The following is a 25401-nucleotide window of genomic DNA, read 5'->3' as shown; positions in this document are numbered from 1 at the left end:
AAATGAAAAGAGCCTTTCTTTTATATAGTCTGTTTGTAGCTACATATACATTTTCACAAAACAAAAAAGACACTACTGCGGTAAATCATCTTGAAGAGGTAGTCCTTTCAACAGTTAGACTACCTAAGAAAAAAGAGGCTCTACCTATTCAAGTAGAAACAATCAATTTAAAACAAATTGAGTTTCAAAATTTTCAAAACACAGCCGATTTATTATCAAACTCAGGTACTCTAGTAGTTCAAAAATCCCAGCAAGGAGGAGGAAGTCCAACAATTAGAGGTTTTGAAGCTAGTAGAGTTTTATTGTTAGTTGACGGCATACGAATGAACAACCTAATATACAGGTCTGGGCATTTACAAAATGTAATTTCTGTTGATGAAAACTTACTTGAAAACGTTACTGTTTTTTATGGCCCAACATCAACTCTTTTTGGAAGTGATGCACTTGGTGGGACTATTAATATGACTACCAAAAAAGCAAAATTTATATCGAATCAGGTTGAAAGAATTAGTGGAAATGTTTTAACAAGATATTCCTCTGTAAATGAAGAAAAATCAAGTCATTTTGAATTAAATTATGCCAAAGAAAATTGGGCTTCCTTAACTTCTTTCTCTTATAATGATTTTGGTGACTTGAAAATGGGAAAAAGGAAGAATCATAATGGAAATTTCTTTGGAGAAAGACCTTTTTATATTGAAAATATAAATGGAGTTGATGTTTTAACCGAAAATTCGGATAAATTTATTCAAAAAAATTCCGGTTTTAAGCAGTATAATTTAATGCAAAAAGTTGCTTATAAAAGTCAAAAAGGGTTTGAACATGGTTTAAATTTTCAGTTTTCAAACAGTACAGATATTCCAAGATACGACAGATTAACCGACGCTTCTTCTTCAGGTTTAAAAAATGCTGAATGGTATTATGGACCACAAAAAAGACTTCTAGGTATTTATAGTTTAACAAAAGAAAAAGTTTTTTTGAATAGTGATTTAAAAATAGATTTTGCTTATCAAAACGTAGAAGAAAGTCGTCATAATAGAAGATTTGAAAATTACAACTTACAAAATAGAATTGAGAAAGTTAACATGTATTCTATAAGTATTGATTTGCATAAAGAGTTTACTAAAAGTGATTTATTTTATGGTGTTGAAAGTTATTTAGAAGATTTAAATTCTTCAGCTTTTTCAAACAATATTAATACTGGGGAAATTAAAATAATTGACACACGTTATCCAAACGGAAAAAACAATATGTTAAGAAATGATTTATATGTTTCTTATAATACAATATTGTCAAAACGAACAAATTTCAATATTGGTGCTAGAGCAGGATTCACTATTTTGAACAGTACAATTTCAGATGATACCTTTTTTGCACTTCCTTTTAATGATATAAATCAAAAAAACTTTACTTATAGTGGAACTGCCGGTTTAGTTCATAAGCCTTCTAAAAACATTGATTTAAAAACTAATATTAGTACGGGATTTAGAGTTCCAAATATTGATGATTTAGCTAAAATTTTTGAATCTGGTGGTGGATTTGTAATAGTTCCAAATGCAGATTTGAAGCCTGAAAAAACAATTACAACTGATTTGGGATTGGTTATTAAGTCGAATAATAAACGTTTTCAGATAGAAAACACATATTACTTTACTCGTTTTATCGATGCTATTATTACAGACAATTATCTATATAATGGTCAATCAACCCTAACATATAATGGAAGTCAAAGTCAAGTTTTAGCGAATCAAAACAAAGGTAGAGCTTATGTAACTGGCTTTTCAACTAACATAAAAGGCTATCTAGTTTCTAGTTTACAATACGTAGCTAATTTTAATTACACATTAGGAAGAATTACTAGTGAAGAAGAAAAAACTCCTCTTGATCACATTCCTCCTTATTATGGTAAAGTTGGCTTGAACTATGAAAAAAACTGGGGAAAAATTGAAGCTTACGTTTTATACAACGGTAAAAAACCAATAAGTGATTATTTCTTAAATGGTGAAGACAACGAACAATATGCTCCAAATGGAGGAATGCCCGCTTGGGAAACTTACAACCTAAAAACAGCCTTTACAATCATTCCAAAAGCAACTTTATTTGTAGGCGTTGAAAATATTTTAGATACGCAGTATAGAGTTTTTGCTTCAGGAATAAATGCTCCCGGAAGAAATATTTATGGTGGTTTAAAGTATGATTTTTAAGCAATATTCAAACATGATAAAAAACATTAATTAATTAACAAAAAAAACCCAAGCTTTTAAACTTGGGATTTTTTATTTATATGTTCTGAAACTTATTGAGAATAAACAATTTTATTTCAATTTTTTCTTGACTTCTACTTCTTGGAAAGCTTCGATGATATCTAACTCTTCGATGTCGTTGTAGTTCTTAATTTGCATACCACAATCGTATCCTTTTGACACATCTTTAACATCATCTTTGAAACGTTTTAAAGTTGATAATTCTCCTGTATGAACAACTACACCATCTCTGATTATACGAATTTTAGAATTTCTAAATATTTTTCCATCAGTAACCATACAACCTGCAATTGATCCAATTTTAGAAACTTTAAAGATTTCTCTAATTTCCGCAGTACCTGTAATTTCTTCTTTTAATTCTGGAGAAAGCATTCCTTCCATTGCATCACGTAAGTCATCAATTGCATCATAAATGATTGAGTAGTTACGGATATCAATTTCTTCTTTTTCTGCTAATTGCTTAGCATTTCCTTGTGGACGAACGTTAAATCCGATTATAATTGCGTCAGAAGCAGAAGCTAACAATACGTCAGATTCAGTAATTGCTCCAACACCTTTATGTATAATATTTACTTGAATTTCTTCTGTTGATAATTTAGAGAATGAATCAGAAAGTGCTTCCACAGATCCATCCACATCACCTTTAAGAATAATATTTAATTCTTTAAATTGACCTAAAGCGATACGACGACCAATTTCGGCAAGCGTAATATGCTTTTGAGTACGTACAGATTGTTCTCTTTGTAATTGAGTACGTTTTGCAGCAATTTGTTTTGCTTCTCTTTCGTCTTCATAAACATTGAATTTATCACCTGCTGTTGGTGCACCGTCTAAACCTAAAATAGATACAGGAGTTGATGGACCAGCTTCAGTAATTACATTACCTCTTTCATCATGCATAGCTTTAATCTTACCATGATTTTTACCTGCCAACATATAATCTCCAACACGTAATGTACCTGCTTGTACTAAAATAGTTGAAACATAACCTCTACCTTTATCTAATTGTGCTTCCACGACAGTTCCAATAGCGGCTTTATCTGGGTTTGCTGTTAATTCTAATATTTCAGCTTCTAATAAAACTTTTTCTAAAAGTTCTTTTATACCTGTTCCTTTTTTAGCAGAGATATCTTGAGACTGGTATTTTCCACCCCAATCTTCTACTAATAAATTCATAGCTGCTAACTTTTCTTTTATTTTTTCTGGATTTGCAGTTTCTTTATCTACCTTATTTATAGCAAAGATCATTGGAACTCCAGCTGCTTGAGCGTGACTTATTGCTTCTTTAGTTTGAGGCATTATATCATCATCTGCAGCAATTACAATAATTGCAATATCTGTTATTTGAGCTCCACGAGCACGCATTGCTGTAAAGGCTTCGTGACCTGGTGTATCTAAAAAAGCGATTTTTTGACCACCTTCTAAAGTTACTCCATATGCCCCAATATGTTGTGTAATTCCACCTGATTCACCAGCTATTACATTTGCTGAACGAATATAATCCAATAAAGATGTTTTACCATGATCAACGTGTCCCATTACAGTAACAATTGGAGAACGAGATTGTAAATCTTCTGGTTTATCTTGAACTACTTCTAAATTTTCTTCAATTTCTGAAGTAATAAATTCTACTTCATAACCAAATTCGTCTGCAACAATTGTTAATGTCTCAGCATCTAAACGTTGGTTTTGGGTAACCATGATACCAAGTGTCATACAAGTACCGATTACTTTGGTAACAGGCACATCCATCATTGTTGCAACTTCACCTACAGTAACAAATTCTGTAACTTTAATTGTTTTACTTCCTTCGTCTAATGCTTGTTGTTCATCTTCAGAACGTTGACGGTGAGAATCTCTTTTATCTCTTCTGTATTTGGCAGCTTTAGATTTTCCACCTTTACCTCTACCTTGAAGTCTTTCTAGAGTTTCTTTAATTTGGTTTTTAACGTCTTCTTCAGTAGGCTCTGTTTTTTGAATAACAGGTTTTTTACCGCCTTTGTTAAAACCACCTCTTACAAACTCTTTTTTACCACCTACATTACTAACACCTGGAACTATAGGAGTTCCTGGTTTAGCAATTCTACGGCGTTTATTTTTATTGGCATTGTTATTCGCTCCAGGAGTTCCTGCTGCTTTTACATCACCTGCTTTTTTAACTTCTTTTTTAGGATCTTTCTTTTTAGGTTTATTGAATTGAGATAAATCAATTGTTTTTCCTGTAAAAGTAGCACCTGCTAATTTAGTATATTGAGTTTCAACTTTTTCCTCTTCTGGCTCAGTTGATGTTTCAACTGGAACTACTGCTTCTTCTTTTTTAGAAATCTCAGCAGCCTTTTCAACTTTAGGAGCTTTTTTCTCAACTTTTGGTTTTTCTAAAACCGGTTTGTTTTCAGCTTTTGGAGTTTCCACTTTAGGAGCTTCTGCTTCTGGAGTTTCAACCTTAGGGGTCTCAACTTTTGGAGCACCAACTTTTGGAGTTTCCACTTTTGACTCTACTGCTTTTTCTTGAGGCTTACCTGATTTTTTTAAATCCAAGTCAATTTTACCAACAGTTTTTGGACCTGAAAGCTCAGCTTTTGCTTTAATCACTTCAAGCTTTTGCTTTTCTTCTTGCAATCTTTTTACTTCAAGTTCTTTTTCGAGTTCTCTTTTAAGGGCTTCTTTTTCTTTACGCTTTTCTTCACCAACTTCAAGAGAGGCAACTTTTTTTCCTTTGTCAGCAGAAAATTGACCACATAAAATATCATATTCCACTTGAGAAATTTTTGCGTTAGGACTTGAATCAATTGAATGATCTTTTTCTTTTAAGTAGTCCACTGCTCTCTCTAAGGAAATATTTAATTCTCTTAAAACTTTGTTTATTCGTATTGCTCTTTCTTCAGACATAAATTAATTTAGTATTTCTTCTGAACTATATTTTTACAAATATAATCTTTTTTTAATCTTTTTTATTAAGCTTAATAGGCTTTAAAACTATCTATCAAACTCTTCTTTTAAGACTCTAACAACCTCTAAAACTGTTTCTTCTTCAAGATCTGTTCTACGAACTAAATCCGCAACATCTTGATCAAGAATACTTTTAGCAGTGTCTAAACCTATTTTTTCAAATTCTAGTATAACCCATTCTTCAATTTCATCAGAGAATTCTCTTAATTCAACATCATCTTCTTCTTCTGTTAAACCTTCTCTAATTACATCTAATTCGTATCCTGTAAGTTGTCCAGCTAATCTAATATTGTGTCCACCACGACCGATTGCTTTTGAAACTTCTTCTACTTTTAAGAACACTTCTGCCGTTTTCTTTTCTTCATTAATTTTAATCGAAGAAACTTTAGCAGGACTTAATGCTCTTGTAATATATAACTGGGTGTTTGTTGTATAATTAATTACATCAATATTTTCGTTACCCAATTCTCTTACAATTCCGTGAATCCTAGAACCTTTCATTCCAACGCAAGCTCCGACTGGATCAATTCTATCATCATAAGAATCTACAGCAACTTTCGCTTTTTCACCTGGAATACGAACTACATTCTTAACAGAAATTAATCCGTCAAAAACTTCTGGAATTTCTTGTTCAAATAATTTTTCTAAAAACAACGGTGCTGTTCTAGACATTATAATTTGAGGTTTATTTCCCTTTAATTCAACACTTTCAATAATACCTCTTACGCTATCTCCTTTTTTGAAATAATCACTTGGGATTTGTTTTTCTTTTGGAAGCACAATTTCGTTACCTTCATCATCCATCAAAATTACAACTTTTGGACGTACGTGATGTACTTCAGCTGTATAAATATCACCTATTAAATCTTTAAATTGCTTGTAAAGATTCGTATTGTCGTGTTCGTGTATTTTTGAAATTAGGTTTTGACGTAAAGCTAAAATAGCTCTTCTTCCTAATTGAATTAATTTTACTTCTTCAGATACATCTTCACCTACTTCAAAATCTGGCTCGATTCTTCTTGCTTCAGATAATGATATTTCAGAATTTTCATCTTCTACTTCTCCATCAGCAACAACGACTCTATTTCTCCATATTTCCATATCTCCTTTATCAGGGTTTATGATTATATCAAAGTTGTCATCTGATCCGTATTTTTTCTTTAATGCGTTTCTAAAAACATCTTCTAAAATAGCCATTAACGTTACTCTGTCTATGAGTTTGTCGTCTTTAAATTCTGAAAACGAATCGATTAATGCAATATTCTCCATGTTGATTCTAAATAATTAAAATGATATTAATACAATTGCTTCTTTTATTTCAGCGTAAGCAATTTCTTTTTTATTGTTAACCGTTTCTTTTCCTTTGCCAATTTTCTTTGGCTCTCTTGATTGCCACTCTAATGTGATTTTTTCATCATCAGCTGCTACAAGCTTGGCTTCAATTTTCTCCATTTCGTTGGTAGTTACCCTTAAGTTTCTACTCACATTTTTTTTGTATTGTCGTATGAAATTTAAAGGAGTAGAAACTCCAGCTGAAGCAACATCAATTGAATATTCAAGCTCATCTTTGTCTAATTCGTGTTCAATCGCACGACTTATAACTATACAATCTTGTAGGTTCACACCATTATCATCATCCAAAGTTATCGAAATTTTGTTGTCTTCTGTAACAACCAAATCAATTAAAAACATTGATGGATTCTGGGATAGAGCCTCATCTAGAAGGACTTTTACTGTTTCTTTAAAACTCATAATTTTATAAAAAGAGGGAAGCATTGCTTCCCTCATTATCTAAACTGTCATACAAATAACGGTGCAAATATACATAATTTTTTAAATAAATAAAACCTTTGATTTATATAATTAATTTTCATACCTTTATGTAAATAAAAAATTACATATAATTAAAAATAATATATACACAATGAAAAAAATTTTAGTACCTACAGATTTTTCTAAAAGCGCAGAACATGCATTAAAAGTTGCAGCACAAATTGCTAAAAAAAATAATGGAGAAATACTATTAATTCATATGCTAGAATTACCAACTTCTGGAAATGACGCTGTTTCAAGCTCGCATGACATCCCTGAATTAATGTTGTTTAAAAATGCAGCTTTAAACAAATTAGAAGAAATTATGAATGCTGATTTTTTAAAAGGCATTAATGTTTCTAAAGTTATTCAATTTGAAATGGCTTTTGATGGGATTCTTAAAAGCGGAAAAGCACATAATGCGGATTTAATAGTTATGGGTTCACATGGGGCAAGCGGTTTTCAAGAAATGTTTATAGGGTCTAACACAGAAAAAGTAGTCAGAAATTCAGATGTTCCTGTTTTGGTAATTAAGAAAGAAGATGACAACTTTAACGCTGACAGTTTTGTTTTTGCATCTGACTTCTCAGACGAAATTAGAGAGCCCTTCAAAAAAGTTGTTGAATTTGCTAATAATTTCAATTCTCACTTGCATTTAGTAATGATAAATACTCCTAACAGTTTTAAATCAACTCATGTTGCCAAAGAAATAATGGATAATTTTACTGCAGGTTTCAAAATCGACAACTATTCAACTCATATTTACAACGATGTAAATGTAGAAAAAGGAATTTTACATTTTGCAAAAAGCATTAAAGCTGACTTAATCGGAATGAGCACACATGGTAGAAAAGGTATTGCGCATTTCTTCAACGGAAGTATTAGCGAAGACTTAGTTAATCACGCAAAAAGAGCCGTTATTACTTTTAAAATCTAATAAAAAAATACAAGCATAAAAAAAGCCCCGATATACTCGGGGCTTTTTTGTTGTCCCACAAGGACTCGAACCTTGAACGACGGTACCAAAAACCGATGTGTTACCATTACACCATGGGACATGGTTTGCTATTGCGAGTGCAAATGTAACACATATTTTATTTAATGCAAATTTTTCTAAAAAAAATATTAAAAAATTAATTTCAGCGTTACTTATAATAAAAAAATAGTTTCTTTGTACAATTGATAAAATAATCTCATTTAAATTTACTTATGACATCATTTAACTTTAATAAATGGAATAATATTCTAGGTTGGTTTGCGTTTGCAGTAGCTCTAGTTACTTATAGCTTAACTGTTGAACCTACTTTAAGTTTCTGGGACTGTGGAGAATACATATCGACAGCTGCTAAACTAGAAATTGGTCATCCACCAGGAGCACCTCTATTTCAAATGCTGGGCTCTTTCTTTGCAATGTTTGCAACAAGTTCAGATAAAATAGCATTAATGGTTAATATGCTGTCCGTTTTTTCGAGTGCATTTACTATTTTATTTATGTTTTGGTCTATGACTATTTTACTTAAAAAAATAGTTCCGAGCACAAATAAAGATGAAAAAAGCAATTTTATCATGATTTTGGGAAGTGCTTTAGTCGCATCTTTAGCTTTTACTTTTACAGATAGTTTTTGGTTTAATGCAACCGAAGCAGAAGTTTATGCAATGGCTTCTTTATTTATTGCTTTATTACTTTGGTTAGCCTTGAGATGGGAACAAGAAATGGATGAACCTAGAGGAAACAGATGGTTAGTCTTAATTTCTTTAGTGATTGGACTTTCTTTTGGCGCTCACTTTATGGCATTACTAACTATTCCATCAATTGGTATTCTATATTACTTTAAAAAATATAAAGAGATCACTCTTAAAAACTTTATTATTGCTAATGTTGTTGTTGTTGTAATTTTGTTCTTTGTATTTAAATTCTTGCTTCCTTATACGCTGTCATTCTTCGGAAAAACAGAAATTTTTATGGTAAACACCTTTGGCTTACCTTTTAATTCAGGTACAATCTTCGCCTTTATCCTAATCATAACTTTCTTTTATTTTGGATTAAACTATACCCGAAAAAAAGGGCATGTTTTTTATAATACTATTTTACTTTGCTTATTATTTATCCTAATTGGTTTTTCAACTTGGATAATGTTACCAATTAGAGCAAATACAGATATTCCAATCAATGAAAATAAACCATCTGATGCCGCCGAGGTCTTAGCTTATTATAACAGAGAGCAATATGGAGAGCAAAAAACATTTTATGGGCCAATGTTTTCAGAAACATATGCAGGAATTGACGAAAACAATCCTTATTTCGATGAAAAACCCAATTATGAGAGAGATTATACCACTGGAGAATATGTAATTACTAATGATTACAAAAACGGAAATCAAAATTTGGATGACAACCACAAAGGATTTATGCCAAGGATGTGGAGCACTGATCATGCTGAAAACTATATGCTTTTTACCGAACCCTTAGAGTTTAGAATAAATCCAGAATATTCGCATGAAGACGAATTAGTTCAAATAGTTTCTGAATTCAGAACAGCTTATGCTCAAGGAAAAGTAGATTTAGAAGACTATTCTGCATTTTTAAAAGGATATGGAGATTATTTGATTATTGAAAAGCCTTCATTTGCCAACAACATGAAGTTTATGTTTGAATACCAATTTGGCTACATGTACTTAAGGTATTTAGGATGGAATTTTGTAGGTCGCCAAAACGATCTTCAAGGAAAATATGATAATGAAAATGGTAATTGGATTAGTGGAATTAAACCATTAGATGAAATTAGACTAGACAATCAGTCTCAATTAACGTCTGACATGAAAAATAATAAAGCTAGAAACACTTATTATTTCTTACCGCTTATATTAGGTATTGTTGGAATGATTTTCCATGCAAAAAAAGACTTAAAAAGCTTCTATGTTCTTTTAGCATTGTTTTTATTTACAAGTTTTGCTTTAAAAATATTTTTGAATGAAAGACCTTTTGAACCACGTGAGCGTGATTATGCAGTTGTAGGTTCCTTTTATGTATTTGCCATGTGGATTGGTTATGGTGTTTATGGAATATATGAAGGATTAAAAAAATTCTTAAGTCCGAAAATTACAATTCCTGTTGTTTTAGCAGCAACTATGTTAGCTGGGCCAGTACTTTTAGCATCAGAAAACTGGGACGATCATGATCGTTCTGGAAAATATACAGCCTTAGCATTAGCAAAAGCATATTTAGATTCATGTGATCCTAATGCGATTTTATTTACTATTGGAGACAACGATACTTTTCCGCTTTGGTATGCACAAGAAATTGAAGGTTACAGAACTGATGTTCGAATAGTAAATACTAGTTTATTAGCAACGGATTGGTACATAGATCAAATGAAAAATAAAGCTTATAAATCCGAACCATTACCAATTTCATTTACCAGAGATCAATATAAAGGTAGCAATAGAGACGGTGTTCTTTTTGTAGAAAAAACGAAAGAGCCATTAGTTCTTGACGAAGTTTTAAAGTTTATTAAACTAGAAGACGAAAGAGCAACTGTAGAAATGAACAGTGGTCAAAGATTGCATTATTATCCTTCTAATAAAATAATTATTCCTGTCGATAGGGAAGCAATTATTAAAAATAATGTCGTAGCAAAACAGTTCCAAGATTCTATTGTTCCTGCAATGTATTTAACCATTAAAGGAAATGCGTTATACAAAAATCGTTTAATAATGCTTGACATTTTAAATGAAAACAATTGGAAACGCCCTATGTATTTTACTGGTGGAAGTTTTGCTGACGAAGATTTCTTATGGTTAAAAGATTATTTAGAATTAGTTGGAAATTGCTATAAAATTGTCCCAATAAAAACACCAAAAAAAGAAGGTGGTAGTCCATTAGATATGGGCATTATTAATAGTGAAAAAATGTATGATATCATTATGAAGCTAGACTGGGGAAACAGTGGAAATCCTGATATGCTTCACGATACAGAGACAAGAAAAAATGCTGTTTCTTATCGTTCAAATATTGCTAGATTAATGGAAGTATTAATTAACGAAGGTAAAAAAGAAAAAGCAGAGAAACTTATTGATTTAGCAATGGCAAAAATGCCAATTGAACAATTTGGCTATTACACTTTGGTTGAACCTTTTGCAACTGGATATTATGAATTAGGCAAAAAAGAGAAAGCGCAACAAATATTAAAAACTTTAATTGGTAAATATCAAGAAAACCTTACTTATTATAGAAGTTTAACCATCAATCAACAAAACAGATTGGTAAATGATATCAGTCTAGATATTGAAAGATATAGAAGTTTATTAGAAATTATTGAAAGCGCAAATGACACTAATTTCTACAATACTGAAAAAATAAAATTCAACAACTACAACAAAATGTTTCAGCGTTTTGAGAGGGATATGTTAAAATAATTTAATAATTCAAAGCCTAATAAGACAAAAACTTATTAGGTTTTTTATTTATATGGTAAAAGTTCCAAAATTCATTAAAAAAATATTTTACAATCAGGTTTGGGATATTCCAAATGCTGAAAATAAAATATATCTAACATTTGATGACGGTCCAACACCTTTAATAACAGAATGGGTTTTAGATATACTTGAAAAGGAAAACATTAAAGCTACATTTTTCTGTATTGGAAATAACATTGAAAAGTATCCTGAAATATTCAAAAAAACAATTAAAGCTGGTCATTCCATAGGAAATCACACATTTAATCATTTAAAAGGATGGAAAACAGCATCAAAAAGATATGTTGAAAATATTGATTTATGCAGTACTATCATTCAACAATCAGCAATCGACAGACATCAATCATTATTATTTCGTCCTCCTTATGGAAAGATAAAACCCAATCAAACTAGATTGCTTAGATTAAAAGGTTTTAAAATAATAATGTGGGATGTTTTAAGTAAAGACTACGATCAAGCCATTTCGCCCGAAAAATGCCTAGAAAACACCAAAAGAACAGCTTCTGGAAGTATTTTAGTTTTTCATGATAGTTTGAAAGCACAGAAAAACCTTGAGTATACTTTACCCAAAGCAATAAAACTTCTAAAAGAAAAAGGATTTGTTTTTGATACGATAAATTAAGCTTGCTCTTTTACGATGCTTATCAAAGTATTAGCATCTAATTCACCGCTTTGTCTCCAAACCATTTGACCCGATTTGTAAATCATCAAAGTAGGCAAACCTTTAATACGAAGTGCTTCTGCAAGTTCTTGATTTTTGTCAATATCAATTTTTATAACTTTGGCTTTATCACCAAGCGCTGCTGCTACATGACGAATTACTTCGTTCATTGCAATTGAAGGCTCATTCCATTCTGTAAAAAAATCTAACAAAACAGGAACTTGAGCATCTATAAGTTCTCCAAATTTTGACATAAATTTGATGTTATTTATAGTAAAAATTTAATTTCACCATACAATTTATTGTACAAATGTAGTATTTTCTATGATATAATATAAAAAATTATCGTTTTTTACGATATGTTTCGAAATCACATAATCGCTTCAATAGATTCTTATTAAAAAACTACAACTTGATTTTACACAATACGTGATAGCAAAAATCAAATCAATTAGTTAAAAATTAAATTATATGATGTAATTAAAAACTGTTCATTCCCAGCCGTAACTTTTTGCACATATATTTCAATATAGTCATTTTTTGCGACATCAACTGTACCTATTATTGACACAGATTGCCTAGCATTTGTTGTTGTTACATCAATTTCTACCTCACTTCCAACCACAACACCTCCATTTTTATATATTGAAAAAATATAACGGCTTCCACCAGTTGCAGTAAAAGATAATGCACCCAATACATTTAATGCTCTTCTATCCTCACCTTTATATATTAAACGATTTTCACTATTGCCGCCAGTACCCTCAGCAGTTCGAAAAAGCCTAATTGAATTAGTATTTACAGGCAACTTAAAAGGAGTTGTATTAGTAATAGTTACTATACTTGAACTCTGATAATACAAATTTCCAGTTGCTGCGTCATCACTTTCTCGAGGAATTCCTGGTGAGCTAACAGACCACGTGTTACTAAAATTATAACCTGTGTAAGTTTGTGCTGCACTATACTCCTTAATATAACCTTCAGTTGCAGTAGTTGTTCCTGAAAACACAGTTCCTTCTAACGTTCCTGTTCCAACAGTTAGACCAGAAGTACTAACATCCATTGCTACATCAGCACCGTCAACAGTACTGAAACCACTTCCTTTTTCGATTAGTCCAAACGTACCGGTAAATTTTTCAAAAGTTCCACTATTTGAGCTTAGCCATGCTTGATTATCTAACAAACAATTACCAATATTAGAATAAGTTATTCCATTTACATTACTTACAAACTGAACAATTCCACCATAATAAAGACCTAAACCAGAAATACTTCCTACACTAGTTGTCATTCCTACTATTATCGTATTCTGAACCAAAAGAGAGGAAGCAGTTGCTATTCCTGGACCGGTAATTTCAAAAGCTTTGGCTCCTTTTAAAGTAACGTTTTTTATACTTCCACCAGTATTACCTTTAAATACAACCCCTCCAGTAAACTGTAAAATATCTTCGTTTGCATCTAATCCCGCAACATACGCATTGTTTAAATCTATAGGTTTGGTTAGAGTTATGGTACCGTTTATTTCATAAAAAGTATTAGTGTTCAACTGATAATTGCCCGAAACAATAGTAGAAGAAGCTATCAAATCTGCTTCAGTCTGTATTCTCGCAAAATTTGTTCTAGTTGCAGATCCACTATTAATTCTAACCCAAGAAGAAGTTGCAGTATTGTAATAATAAAAAGATTTTAAGACAGTATCATAAACAATTAATCCGTCGGCAGGCGAAGATATTGCTGTCCTTTGTGTAGTCGTCATTCTTGGAGTCAAAAGACCCGAAGTTGTAGATGAAATATCTAACATAGAACTAGCAGCTGGAGAAGTAGTTCCAATACCAACTTGTGCATTTACATTTTGCGTTGAAAAGAAAAGCATAAATGAACAAATAATGCTTCTAATCAGTATATAAAAAGTCTTTTTCATCACGATCATATTTAATGTTATCGAGACAAACATACAAACAAAAAACCGATTAAAAGTATATTAATCGGTTAAAGTGCGTTTTCGGTTTTAAAAAAAAATATTTAAAATACAAAAAATCGTGTTGCTAAATATAAAATAAAAATTCAATTGTTTGATTTTCAGATATTTATAAATATTTTAAACAATAAAAATAGTTAACAAAAATTAAAATTATAAAAAATATGGTGGAAATTATACGGTTAAACCTTTATTTTTTAAAGTGATAACCGTAATTTCGGGCATAATACCCACTCTTCCAGGATAAGCATGAAAGCCAAAACCACGATTAACGTATACATATCTGCCCTTATTTTCGTACAACCCTGCCCATTGTTTATACACATATTGCACAGGACTCCATTTTAACCAACCCGGAATTTCTATACCAAATTGGAAACCATGAGTATGTCCAGATAAAGTTAAATGATAATTATTTTCATCATGTTGAACCTCAGCATCCCAATGACTTGGATCATGAGACATTAAAATTTTAAAATCTTCTTTTAACAGACCTTGTGATGCTAACTTTAAATCGCCAGCTTTTTTGAAATGTTTTCCCCAGTTTTCAACACCAACTAAACGAATTGAATCATTCTCTTTTTGAATTTTTATATTTTCATTGAGCAATAATTTAAAATCAATTTGACGATGTAGGTCTTTTATTGCTTCAAAATTATCTTCTTTATCTTTTTCAGAATCCCAATCACTATATTCGCCATAATCATGATTTCCTAGTATTGAATATTTTCCTAAAACTGGATTATGTATTTTTTTAAACGTTTCAATCCAAGGATGCATTTCTTTTGCATGCGTATTTACAATATCACCAGTAAACAAAACCATGTCACTATTTTGTTCATTAATTAAATCGATTGCATATTGTATTTTTTCAGGATTATCAAAACTTCCACTGTGTATATCTGATATTTGAGTTATGGTTGTTCCGTCAAAAGATTCAGGTAAATCTGGAAAAAACAAGGTTTGTTTAATGACTTTAAAATTATATTTCCCTATTGTCATTCCGTATAATAATGATGCAAATGGAATTGTAGCAATCCCTAAAGCAATTTGACTAACAAACCTTCGTCTTGTGGGCATAAATTTTCCTTCATTATTGTCTCCTACAAAATAAACAATAACACCTTTAAAGAATCTAAAAATATCTTCTCCAAATAACATTACACTTATCAATATTTTTGGAACCATAAACAACAAGAATAAACCCATTGTAAATAAAGACTGTTGGGTTTGTCCCACACCTCTATCAAACTGGGTAAATTGATAAATTATATAACCTAAAACAACTAATGTTATAACTATGTAAAAAATTAAGACAGCTTTAGATTTTGAAACTGTTCTTATGGCTTGAAACGAATAAAATTCAATTACAGCAATGATTATAAGCGGAATTAACCAACGAAGCATAATATATTTTTTTACAAAGTAACTAACTCCGCTTTAAATACACTATTTATTTAATCAAATTTAACAAAGTGATATTTAATAAAGTATTGTATTTTTACGTTTTAAAACAAATTTCAGAACCATGTCACAAAAACGTCTATTCCTTCTCGATGCTTATGCTTTAATATTTAGAGGCTATTATGCTTTTATCAAAAATCCAAGAATTAACTCTAAAGGAATGGACACTTCTGCCATAATGGGATTTATGAATTCTTTAATGGATGTGATAAAACGTGAAAAACCAGATCATTTGGCTGTTGCATTTGATAAAGGAGGAAGCGATTTAAGAAACGAAATGTTTCCAGAATATAAAGCCAATCGTGATGCAACTCCAGAAGCCATCAAAATTGCTATCCCATATATCCAAGATTTATTAAAAGCTATGCACATTCCAATTATGGAACAAGCAGGTTTTGAAGCTGATGATTTAATAGGAACACTTGCAAAACAAGCCGAAAAAGAAGGTTTTCAAGTTTTTATGGTAACTCCAGATAAAGATTTTGCTCAATTAGTGTCTGAAAATATTTTCATGTACAAACCCGCAAGAATGGGTAATGGAATTGAAATTTGGGGAGTTCCAGAAGTTCAAGCAAAATTTGAAATAACACATCCTTTACAAGTAATAGACTTTTTAGGTATGATGGGAGATTCTGCCGATAATATTCCGGGATTACCTGGTGTTGGAGAAAAAACAGCCAAAAAATTCTTAGCGCAATATGGCTCTATGGAAAAATTACTAGAAAGCACACATGAACTTAAAGGCAAAATGAAAGAAAACATTGAAGCCAATAAGGAATTAGGATTACTTTCTAAAAAATTAGCCACTATTCTACTCGATTGTCCGGTAATTTTTAATGAAAATGACTTTGAACTATCAAAGCCTGATGTTGAAAAAACAGAAGCTATTTTTCAGGAATTGGAGTTTAGAAGAATGCAAGAACAGTTTGACAAATTATTTAGAGATGGAAGCGATTATGATGAAATAAACACCAACGATATTCCAAACAATGGTGAAACTCCAAAACCAGCTAGAAAAGCAGTACCAAAAAATGATGATCAAATGGATTTATTCGGGTTTTCAGATGATTCTAATGATATTTCTAGTACTTCTTCCTTTTATGCGACTTTAGAAAACACAGAACATTTTTATCAAATAATTCAAGGTGATTTGGCTTTGAAATTATTACTTCAAAATTTACAAAATCAGACTTCTGTGTGTTTTGATACTGAAACTACTGGTTTAGATGCTTTAAATGCTGAATTAGTCGGAATTGCATTTTCATACGAAAAAGGAAAAGGATTTTACGTTCCATTTCCAGAAAATCAAGACGAAGCTTTAGTCCTTATTGAAAAAATAAAACCATTTTTCGAAAATGAAGCAATTGAAAAAATAGGTCAGAACTTAAAATATGATTTAAAAATTCTTTCAAATTATAATATTACAGTAAAAGGTAAATTATTTGACACAATGATTGCTCATTATTTGATTAATCCAGATATGCGTCACAATATGGATATTTTAAGTGAAACCTATTTAAAATATAGTCCAAAAAGTATTGAAGAATTAATTGGAAAAAAAGGAAAAAACCAAAAATCAATGAAAGACGTTCCTTTAGAAGAAGTAAAAGAATATGCTGTTGAAGATGCAGATATTACATATCAATTAAAAGAACACTTTCAGCCTATTTTAGAAAAAGTAGGCACAAAAAAATTATTTGATGAAATCGAAATTCCATTAGTTGAAGTTTTAGCTGATATGGAAAAAGAAGGGATCAATTTAGATGTTGACTTTTTAAAAGCAATGTCAAAAGATTTAGCTGAAGAGAGTAATGCTTTAGAACAAAACATATATGAAACGGTTGGAGAAACCTTCAATTTAGCGTCACCAAAACAATTGGGTGAAGTTTTATTTGACAAGCTAAAAATTGGTGGACCAAAACAAAAGAAAACCAAAACGGGTCAATATGCTACAGGTGAAGAAGTATTAAGTTATTTAGCCAAAGACAACGAAATTGTACGCAATATTTTAGAATGGAGACAATTGGTAAAATTACAAAGTACTTATGTCGATGCTTTACCCAATCAAGTTGATGCAAAAACAAAAAGAGTTCATACAGATTATATGCAAACAGTTGCTGCAACAGGAAGATTGAGTTCTACTAATCCGAATTTACAAAACATTCCTATTCGAACAGAAAGAGGAAGACAAATTAGAAAAGCATTTATTGCGCGTGATGAAAATTATACTTTACTAGCAGCCGATTATTCTCAAATAGAACTTCGAATAATTGCTGCTTTATCTGGTGAAGAAAACATGATTAAAGCGTTTCAAAATAATGAAGATATTCACAAAAGTACCGCTTCGAAAGTATTTAATGTTCCATTAGAAGAAGTTACTAAAGAACAACGTAGCAATGCTAAAACAGTTAATTTCGGAATCATTTATGGTGTTTCCGCTTTTGGATTAAGCAATCAAACTGATTTATCACGAAAAGAAGCTGCTGATTTAATTGAAGCTTATTATCAAAGTTATCCAAAACTAAAGGCTTACATGTCAGAGCAAGTTGATTTTGCAAGAGAAAATGGCTATGTTCAAACGGTTTTAGGCAGAAGAAGATATTTAAAAGACATCAATTCGGCTAACGCAATGGTTCGTGGTGGAGCAGAAAGAAATGCAGTAAATGCACCAATACAAGGAAGTGCTGCAGATATTATCAAAATTGCCATGATTAACATTCACAAGCGGTTAATTGCAGAAAACTGGAAATCAAAAATGTTGTTACAAGTACATGATGAACTTGTTTTTGATGTACATAATAGCGAATTAGAAAAAATTCAACCCATGATAAAAAGTGAAATGGAAAACGCTTTTAAACTAGATGTCCCATTAATTGTTGATTTAGGAATGGGTAAAAATTGGCTTGAAGCACATTGATTTTTTGAAACACTTATATATTAACTTCAAATTTAAAGCAACTAAATAAACAGAAATACATCTAATTAAAAATGTAATTTTATTATATTTAACAAAAAAATAAGCCTTGCAAAGTCTAAAAACGATATTATACTTTTCAATTTTTCGATATCCTTTGACTATTGAAGAAATTCATAGTTACACAAAACATAATGATTTATCAGAAACAAAAGATGAATTAAATTACTTGTTGCAAGAAAAAATCATAACTGATATTGATGGTTTTTTTGTTTATGCAAATGACTTACATAGTGTTACAAAAAGAATAAAAGGCAATCTTGAAGCTAAAAAAGCATTAGTAATTGCCAAAGAAAGAGCCATGTTTATTTCAAAATTTCCTTATGTAAAAGCTGTTGGTGTTTCTGGTTCTTTGTCAAAAGGTTATTATGATAACGAAAGTGATATTGATTTTTTTGTCATAACAAAACATTCCAAACTTTGGCTTTGCAGAACATTTTTAATGCTTTATAAAAAAATATTTCTACTAAATTCGAGAAAATATTTCTGCGTCAACTATTTTGTATCAGAAAAACAATTGGAAATTGAAGAAAAAAATCGATTTACAGCAACCGAATTAAAAACACTTATTCCCTTACAAGGAAAAGAAATTTTTGAAGAATTTTTTAATCAAAACAATTGGATTTCAACCTATTTTTCTAATTTTCAACCAACTCTAGAAAATATTCAAAATATAAAAAAACCTGTTTTCACTAAAACTATAGAATTAACGTTTAGCAATAAGTTTGGAACTTCAATTGATTTTATTTTCAAATCAATTACTTTAAAAAAATGGAATTCAAAATTTCATTATTTAAGCAAAGAAGACTTTAATATTGCTTTAAAATCAACAAATAACATCTCTAAACATCATCCTTCTAATTTTCAGAAAAAAGTCATAATGGCTTTAAATGAAAAAACTGAAGAAGTTCAAAGAAAATTCAAAATCGAATTAACCAAAGAATATGTCTAACATACTTTTTTCGCATTCCTATTATTACAAATTAGACGCAAAGCAATGGAAAAATAAAATGCCATTTCCACCATTGGGAACTTTGTATGCAGCTTCATTAATGAGAAAAAATGCCTTTGATGTAGATTTATTTGATACCAATTTATTAGATTCTCCAAAGGCAATTGTTTCAAAACTAAATTCCAATCAACCAAAATATTTAGTAATTTATGATGATGGCTTCAATTATCTAACCAAAATGTGCTTAACCAATATGCGTGAAGCTTGTTTTGAGATGATTCAAATTGCAAAAAAATATAATTGCAAAGTAATTGTTTGCAGTTCAGATTCAACAGATCATTATGACAAATATCTTGAAAAAGGAGCTGATTTCATCATTCAAGGGGAAGGAGAAATTACTTTATTAGAGTTAATTCAACATTTAGACGAAAATAAAGATATTGCTTCCATAAACGGAATTGTATTCAAAAATAAAGACGAAATAAAAGTTAATCAAAAACGAGCAGTTCTTCAAAATTTAGACGAATTGCCTTTGCCGGCTTGGGATTTGGTTGACATGAATTCCTATAGAGAAGTTTGGAAAGAAAGCGATCAAGAATTCACTTTAAATTTAGCTACAACTCGTGGTTGTCCTTACAAATGTAATTGGTGTGCAAAACCTATTTATGGCAATCGTTACAATGCGCATTCTCCAGAATATATAGTAAAAGAAATTGCTTATTTAAAAAAACAATTTGGAGTATCTCGTTTTTGGATGTGTGATGATATTTTTGGTTTAAAACCCAATTGGGTTCAAGAATTTAATGTCGAGTTAAAAAAAGCAAATCAAAAAATCAGTTATTATATTCAAAGTCGTGTTGATTTGTTATTAAAAGAAGACACTATTGACGCTTTGGCAGAATCTGGTTTAGAAGAAGTTTGGGTTGGTGCAGAAAGTGGTTCGCAAAAGATTTTGGATGCAATGGATAAAGGCACAAAAGTGGAAGAAATTTATGAAGCAACGCATCTTTTACAACAAAAAAATATTAGAGTTGCCTTGTTTCTTCAGTTTGGGTATTTGACCGAAAACCAAGAAGATATTCAGAAAACCATTCAAATGGTTAAAGAGTTGAAACCAGATAATATCGGAATTTCCGTTTCGTATCCTTTACCTGGAACAAAATTTTATGACAAAGTTAAAGATGATTTAAAATTGAAAGCCAATTGGACCGATTCAGACGATTTTGATATGATGTTTCAAGGAACATACAATTCCAATTATTACAAAAAATTACAAAGATTTGTTCACAAGCAATTTAGAAAAAGTCAAGGCATAGATAATTTAAAAAACTTTTCGTTTTCTAAAAACAAAATTAAATCCATATTGAAATTGGGATATTATATTCCTAGTGCTTTTTTGGATAAGATTAAATTGAAAACACTTCAGAATGAAAGCTAGTTTTGATAAAGCAGCAACTACTTATGACCAATCTTTTACAAACACTTTGATTGGTAAACTACAACGCAATTTAGTTTATGAAGTAGTTTCAAAACATTTATATCAAATAAAAAACATTCTTGAAATTAATTGTGGAACTGGTGAAGATGCAATTTGGTTAGCAAAAAAAGGCTTTGAAGTAACTGCAACCGATATTTCAACTGAAATGATTTTCATTGCAAACTCAAAAAAAAATCTCCAAAACCTCAACTTTGTTTATGCTGATATTAATACAATTTCAGAACAATTTTCAGATAAAAAGTTCGATTTAGTTTTTTCAAATTTTGGAGGTCTTAATTGTTTAAATATTGATGAATTATCTGATTTTTTAAATTCAGTTTCAACTATTTTATCAGAAAAAGGAAAGCTTATTTTGGTAATAATGCCAAAAAATACACTTTGGGAAAAAGTCTATTTTATCCTGAAAGGAAAATTCAAAACTGCTTTTAGACGTGCAAAAAAAGTAGTTTTCGCAAATGTTGATGGCATAAGTGTTCCAACATATTACTATAATCCAAAAGATATCGTAAATTTATCCAAAACAAATTTTAATTATTTAGATGTAAAACCTGTTGGATTTTTTATTCCACCATCTTTTTTAGAACCTTTTTTCAAAAACAAGAAAGGTTTTTTAGGGTTGTTGGAAACATTAGAATCAAGAATCAAAAACTGGTCATTTCTATCAAAATATGCAGATCATTATTTAATTGTTTTACAAAAAAAATGAGTTTACTTTTCACACATGCTTACTATTTGTCAGACGACTTGAAAGAGCAAAAGATAATGAAACCTTATCCACCACTAGGTTTACTTTATGTGTCTGCTTATTTGTGGAGTAAAAATATTGCTAATGATGTTTTTGATACTACTTTTTCATCTCTAGAAAAGCAATTGGAATTTATTGAATATAAAAAGCCAAAAGTAATTTGCATATACACCAATTTGATGACAAAAATTGAAGTCCTTAAATTGATTAAAACACTGAAAACCAAAAAATATAACTTTCCAAAAATTGTTCTTGGTGGTCCAGATGTTACTTATAATATAGAAAATTATTTAAAAGCTGGAGCCGACTTTTTAGTCATTGGTGAAGGAGAAGAAACGACTTATGAATTGTATAATGCCATTATTGAAGACGAAAATTATCACAACATAAACGGAATTGCTTTTTTAGAAAACAACGAAGTAATTCAAAACAAACCTAGAGTAAAATTCAAAGAATTAGACGAATTGCCTTTGCCTAATAGAGAAGCAATTAATATGCAACACTATTTAGATACTTGGAAAAACAATCACGGAAAAAGTTCGATGACCATTTCTACACAACGTGGTTGTCCTTATACTTGCAAATGGTGTAGCACAGCTGTTTACGGACAAAGTTACAGACGAAGACCAGCAGAACAAGTTGCAGCAGAAATGAAAATGCTAAAAGAAAACTACAATCCAGATGCTATTTGGTTTGTGGATGATGTTTTTACAGTAAGTCATAAATGGTTGTTGGCCTTTAGAGAAGAAGTTATAAAGCAAGAAGCTATAATTCCGTTTGAATGCATTACTCGTGCAGAACGATTAAACGATGAAATATTAGCCTTATTAAAAGAAGTTGGTTGTTTTAGAATTTGGATTGGCGCCGAAAGTGGTTCACAAAAAGTAATCGACTTAATGGACAGACGTGTTGATGTTTCTGTTGTAAAAGAAGCCATTCAGAAAACCAATGCTCTCGGAATGGAAACAGGAACATTTATAATGCTTGGTTATCCAGGAGAAACGGAAGAAGACATCACAGAAACCATTCAGTATTTGAAAGATGCAAACCCAACTTTATACACTATAACAGTAGCTTATCCAATTAAAGGAACTTCGCTTTATAATGAAGTGGAAAGTAAAATTACAAATCAGTTAGAATGGGAAACCTCAACTGATAGAGAAATCGAATTTGAACGAACTTATTCCAAAAAATTCTATAAATATGCTGTGAGTAAGGTTGTGAATGAAGTGGAATTTAGTAGAAAATTTTCATTGTCAAAATACAAAGCAATAAAGCATAAAGTAAAATCTGTTTTGGCTAGTGGATTAATGGTTTTAAATAGGTAAGTTATGAAACAAAACCCTCATATCGTATTTTTAACTCCAGGATTTGCTGTGTCAGAAGCAGATTCTACTACAATTCCTGCGCAACAGATTTTTCTGAAAGCTCTGCAAAAAAGCATTCCAAATGCAAAACTAACAATTATTGCATTTCATTATCCATTTCAAAAGAAGCAATATAAATGGTTTGGTTTTGATGTAATTCCTTTAAATGGAAAAAACAATAAGCTTAAAAAAATCATTACTTGGTATAAAGTTATTCAAACTTTAAAAAATCTTAATAAAGAGCAAAAAATCACTACAATTCATAGTTTTTGGATTGGAGAATGTGCTTTTATTGGTAATTATTTTTCTAAAAAAAATAAAACACCACATGTAACAACTGCAATGGGGCAAGATGTGAATACGGAAAATTTACTCCCAAAATTAATCAATTTTAAAAACCGTAAAATTGTTTCTCAATCAAAAATTCAACAAGAAATTCTATTAAGAAATCACCATATTAATTCCACAATAATTCCCTGGAATTTAGACATAGACTCTTTTCCAGAAATTAAAGAGAGTACAATTGATATTTTAGGAGTTGGATCACTAAATGAAGTAAAAAATTACAGTTTATTTATTGATATTGTTTCTGATTTAGTGCAAATAAAGCCAAATTTAAAAATTGAAATTATTGGAGATGGTCAACAATTTGAGTTTTTAAAAAATAAAATTGAAACCAGAAAACTAGCAAAAAACATTTCATTATTAGGTTTACTCTCCAGAAATGAAGTACTTCTAAAAATGTCTCAAACTACACTCCTTTTGCATACAAGTACATTTGAAGGTTTTGGTTATGTTTTTGCTGAAGCTTTATATAGTGGAATGAAAATCATTTCTTTTAATGTTGGTACAAGTATGCCTTCTAGCAAATGGAAAATCGCAAATTCAAAAGAAGAAATGATTCAATTTTGCAACGAATATCTTAACCAAAAAAAGTCTTTTAAGCAACGCTTTTTGTTGAATTCCGAAAATGAAACCGTAAGCTCCTATTTAAAATTATATAATGAAAAAAATTATTAAAATAGGGCTTAGTATACTTAGAGGTTTTTCAATTCCATTGATGAACTTCATAATAATAATTACCGGAATTAAATATTTTGGTAAAGAAAATTGGGGAGAATATTTAAATGTTATAATCTGGATTTCATTCATTGTTTTTATTTTAAATTGGGGAAACAAAGATTATTTAATACGAAAATATGGTAAAAACCCTTCCAAAATAAATTCGTTTTTTTTATCCAATTTAATTACACGAAGTTTATTGCTTCCAATTACTCTTTTTTTATTTATTTTTTTTCCTTTCAAAGTTGCAACTTTAGCAGTTTTAATTATAATTTTGAGTCTTCTGTATAATTCATTTGAAAGTTTAATAATATATCATCAAAAATTTGGGCAACAAGTTATTATTGAAGCAATAGGTTTTGGCGTTTTTTTCGGAGCTATTCATTGTACAGTAAATTTTAACATAATAAACATTCTTCAGTTTTATTGCCTAAGTATATTTGTAAAGCTACTTTTAGTAATTGGTTTATTTAAAAAATTTAAAAACCCAATACACATTAAAGTAACATTAAATGAACTACTTTTTAGCTTTCCTTTTTTTGCACTAGGCTTAAGCGGCATGATAAATTCTAAAATCGATTTGTATTTAGTAACTATTTTTTTGCCAAATCAAACACTTTCTTCTTATCAAACAATAACCGCTTCTTTTTTAATGTTACAAGCACTATCTGTTTTTATAACAGCGCCAATTAACAAGTCCTTTTATCGTTCTAATGATAAAATCATTAATAAATTAAAAAAGATTTTAAAAAAAATTACAATTCCAATTACTATTTTAGGCTCATTTTGCATATGGTTCTTATTGGAAAAATATTTAAAATTAGGGCTGTCTAAAACGATTTACTTTTTAAGTTTTTTTGCCAGTATTCCAGCTTTTTATTACATCATTCCAATTTTAAACTTATATAAGCATAAAAAAGAGAAAATAGTATTACATACAAACATTATTATAACCCTTTTTAACGTTACAATGAGTTTTATTTTATTAAAAACAATAGGATTAGAAGGAGTTTTTATTAGCGTTTGTATATCTCAATGGATTTATTTATTAACAATCAAACAATATGAAAATACTGCTTCAAAATTATAGTGAACCTAAAGATTTAAGAGAGTCAAACAAATACAAATTTGATGGAGTTTATGATATAATTCCAAAAAATATAAATAAGTAATTAAATTATTTTTTGCAAACTAACTTTAGA

Annotated in this window: 17 protein-coding genes and 1 tRNA gene; 11 read left to right on the top strand and 7 right to left on the bottom strand. The window is 30.2% G+C overall.

The features are described from left to right. The first annotated feature begins 2 nt into the window (after positions 1–2). Entirely contained in the window at positions 3–2201 is a 2199-nt protein-coding gene (locus tag G507_RS16535; RefSeq protein ID WP_051191512.1) for a TonB-dependent receptor plug domain-containing protein, read from the top strand. Between the two features lie 111 nt (positions 2202–2312). On the opposite strand, the gene infB is transcribed toward G507_RS16535, so the two are convergent. The 3 genes from infB to rimP form a co-directional block, all read right to left on the bottom strand. Next, a complete protein-coding gene (gene infB / locus G507_RS0106910; protein ID WP_026716818.1) occupies positions 2313–5150 on the bottom strand; it encodes a translation initiation factor IF-2 in 2838 nt (945 codons plus the stop codon). A gap of 87 nt (positions 5151–5237) precedes the next feature. Continuing rightward, positions 5238–6479: a transcription termination factor NusA gene (nusA, locus tag G507_RS0106905; protein ID WP_026716817.1), complete on the bottom strand. Its 1242-nt coding sequence runs from the start codon at positions 6477–6479 to the stop codon at positions 5238–5240. Between the two features lie 15 nt (positions 6480–6494). Beyond that, positions 6495–6962 (bottom strand): ribosome assembly cofactor RimP, encoded by a 468-nt coding sequence (gene rimP / locus G507_RS0106900; protein ID WP_026716816.1) that lies wholly within the window; start codon positions 6960–6962, stop codon positions 6495–6497. Between the two features lie 172 nt (positions 6963–7134). Here rimP and G507_RS0106895 point away from each other — a divergent pair, with 172 nt between their 5' ends. Continuing rightward, the gene (locus tag G507_RS0106895; RefSeq protein ID WP_026716815.1) at positions 7135–7959 is read left to right on the top strand and encodes a universal stress protein; all 825 of its coding nucleotides are present in this window, start codon (positions 7135–7137) and stop codon (positions 7957–7959) included. Positions 7960–8009: 50 nt separating this feature from the next. On the opposite strand, the gene G507_RS0106890 is transcribed toward G507_RS0106895, so the two are convergent. After that, positions 8010–8080 (bottom strand) — tRNA-Gln (locus G507_RS0106890). A 151-nt stretch (positions 8081–8231) separates the two neighbouring features. Between G507_RS0106890 and G507_RS0106885 the strand changes: the two genes are divergently transcribed. After that, a complete protein-coding gene (locus tag G507_RS0106885; protein WP_026716814.1) occupies positions 8232–11438 on the top strand; it encodes a glycosyltransferase family 117 protein in 3207 nt (1068 codons plus the stop codon). A 52-nt stretch (positions 11439–11490) separates the two neighbouring features. After that, positions 11491–12120: a polysaccharide deacetylase family protein gene (locus G507_RS0106880; protein ID WP_035665777.1), complete on the top strand. Its 630-nt coding sequence runs from the start codon at positions 11491–11493 to the stop codon at positions 12118–12120. On the opposite strand, the gene G507_RS0106875 is transcribed toward G507_RS0106880, so the two are convergent. From G507_RS0106875 to G507_RS0106865, 3 genes are all read right to left on the bottom strand, one after another. Next, positions 12117–12413 carry a thioredoxin family protein gene (locus G507_RS0106875; protein ID WP_026716812.1) on the bottom strand — a complete coding sequence of 99 codons (297 nt, stop codon included), beginning with the start codon at positions 12411–12413 and terminating at the stop codon, positions 12117–12119. The genes G507_RS0106880 and G507_RS0106875 overlap by 4 nt on opposite strands. 197 nt (positions 12414–12610) lie before the next feature. Continuing rightward, a complete protein-coding gene (locus G507_RS0106870; RefSeq protein WP_026716811.1) occupies positions 12611–14080 on the bottom strand; it encodes a hypothetical protein in 1470 nt (489 codons plus the stop codon). Positions 14081–14311: 231 nt separating this feature from the next. Next, positions 14312–15544, bottom strand: coding sequence for a metallophosphoesterase (locus tag G507_RS0106865; RefSeq protein ID WP_084518942.1), 1233 nt, complete (start codon positions 15542–15544; stop codon positions 14312–14314). 121 nt (positions 15545–15665) lie between these two features. Here G507_RS0106865 and polA point away from each other — a divergent pair, with 121 nt between their 5' ends. The 7 genes from polA to G507_RS0106825 all read left to right on the top strand — a co-directional run bounded on the left by polA (position 15666) and on the right by G507_RS0106825 (position 25289). Further along, the gene (gene polA, locus G507_RS16530; RefSeq protein ID WP_035665775.1) at positions 15666–18518 is read left to right on the top strand and encodes a DNA polymerase I; all 2853 of its coding nucleotides are present in this window, start codon (positions 15666–15668) and stop codon (positions 18516–18518) included. 106 nt (positions 18519–18624) lie between these two features. Further along, the gene (locus G507_RS0106850) at positions 18625–19527 is read left to right on the top strand and encodes a nucleotidyltransferase domain-containing protein (RefSeq protein ID WP_026716809.1); all 903 of its coding nucleotides are present in this window, start codon (positions 18625–18627) and stop codon (positions 19525–19527) included. Then, positions 19520–20965 carry a B12-binding domain-containing radical SAM protein gene (locus G507_RS0106845; protein ID WP_026716808.1) on the top strand — a complete coding sequence of 482 codons (1446 nt, stop codon included), beginning with the start codon at positions 19520–19522 and terminating at the stop codon, positions 20963–20965. The genes G507_RS0106850 and G507_RS0106845 overlap by 8 nt, the downstream gene beginning before the upstream one ends. Further along, entirely contained in the window at positions 20955–21731 is a 777-nt protein-coding gene (locus tag G507_RS0106840) for a class I SAM-dependent methyltransferase (RefSeq protein ID WP_026716807.1), read from the top strand. Before G507_RS0106845 ends, G507_RS0106840 begins: the two co-directional genes overlap by 11 nt. Continuing rightward, positions 21728–23098 (top strand): B12-binding domain-containing radical SAM protein, encoded by a 1371-nt coding sequence (locus G507_RS0106835; RefSeq protein WP_026716806.1) that lies wholly within the window; start codon positions 21728–21730, stop codon positions 23096–23098. The genes G507_RS0106840 and G507_RS0106835 overlap by 4 nt, the downstream gene beginning before the upstream one ends. Before the next feature lie 3 nt (positions 23099–23101). Then, positions 23102–24157: a glycosyltransferase gene (locus tag G507_RS0106830; protein ID WP_026716805.1), complete on the top strand. Its 1056-nt coding sequence runs from the start codon at positions 23102–23104 to the stop codon at positions 24155–24157. Beyond that, positions 24141–25289, top strand: coding sequence for a lipopolysaccharide biosynthesis protein (locus G507_RS0106825; RefSeq protein WP_026716804.1), 1149 nt, complete (start codon positions 24141–24143; stop codon positions 25287–25289). Before G507_RS0106830 ends, G507_RS0106825 begins: the two co-directional genes overlap by 17 nt. The last annotated feature ends 112 nt before the right edge of the window (positions 25290–25401 follow it).

It is taken from the genome of Flavobacterium gelidilacus DSM 15343, from assembly GCF_000422685.1.
In the GTDB taxonomy this organism is placed as follows: domain Bacteria; phylum Bacteroidota; class Bacteroidia; order Flavobacteriales; family Flavobacteriaceae; genus Flavobacterium; species Flavobacterium gelidilacus.
This window is presented reverse-complemented; position numbering and strand designations above follow the sequence as displayed.

What these genes read in the sequence shown, in the direction of transcription:
- G507_RS16535 (WP_051191512.1), top strand. Translation starts at nt 3, where the DNA reads ATGAAAAGAGCCTTTCTTTTATATAGTCTGTTTGTAGCTACATATACA.
- infB (WP_026716818.1), bottom strand. Translation starts at nt 5,150, where the DNA reads ATGTCTGAAGAAAGAGCAATACGAATAAACAAAGTTTTAAGAGAATTA.
- nusA (WP_026716817.1), bottom strand. Translation starts at nt 6,479, where the DNA reads ATGGAGAATATTGCATTAATCGATTCGTTTTCAGAATTTAAAGACGAC.
- rimP (WP_026716816.1), bottom strand. Translation starts at nt 6,962, where the DNA reads ATGAGTTTTAAAGAAACAGTAAAAGTCCTTCTAGATGAGGCTCTATCC.
- G507_RS0106895 (WP_026716815.1), top strand. Translation starts at nt 7,135, where the DNA reads ATGAAAAAAATTTTAGTACCTACAGATTTTTCTAAAAGCGCAGAACAT.
- G507_RS0106885 (WP_026716814.1), top strand. Translation starts at nt 8,232, where the DNA reads ATGACATCATTTAACTTTAATAAATGGAATAATATTCTAGGTTGGTTT.
- G507_RS0106880 (WP_035665777.1), top strand. Translation starts at nt 11,491, where the DNA reads ATGGTAAAAGTTCCAAAATTCATTAAAAAAATATTTTACAATCAGGTT.
- G507_RS0106875 (WP_026716812.1), bottom strand. Translation starts at nt 12,413, where the DNA reads ATGTCAAAATTTGGAGAACTTATAGATGCTCAAGTTCCTGTTTTGTTA.
- G507_RS0106870 (WP_026716811.1), bottom strand. Translation starts at nt 14,080, where the DNA reads ATGAAAAAGACTTTTTATATACTGATTAGAAGCATTATTTGTTCATTT.
- G507_RS0106865 (WP_084518942.1), bottom strand. Translation starts at nt 15,544, where the DNA reads ATGCTTCGTTGGTTAATTCCGCTTATAATCATTGCTGTAATTGAATTT.
- polA (WP_035665775.1), top strand. Translation starts at nt 15,666, where the DNA reads ATGTCACAAAAACGTCTATTCCTTCTCGATGCTTATGCTTTAATATTT.
- G507_RS0106845 (WP_026716808.1), top strand. Translation starts at nt 19,520, where the DNA reads ATGTCTAACATACTTTTTTCGCATTCCTATTATTACAAATTAGACGCA.
- G507_RS0106840 (WP_026716807.1), top strand. Translation starts at nt 20,955, where the DNA reads ATGAAAGCTAGTTTTGATAAAGCAGCAACTACTTATGACCAATCTTTT.
- G507_RS0106835 (WP_026716806.1), top strand. Translation starts at nt 21,728, where the DNA reads ATGAGTTTACTTTTCACACATGCTTACTATTTGTCAGACGACTTGAAA.
- G507_RS0106830 (WP_026716805.1), top strand. Translation starts at nt 23,102, where the DNA reads ATGAAACAAAACCCTCATATCGTATTTTTAACTCCAGGATTTGCTGTG.
- G507_RS0106825 (WP_026716804.1), top strand. Translation starts at nt 24,141, where the DNA reads ATGAAAAAAATTATTAAAATAGGGCTTAGTATACTTAGAGGTTTTTCA.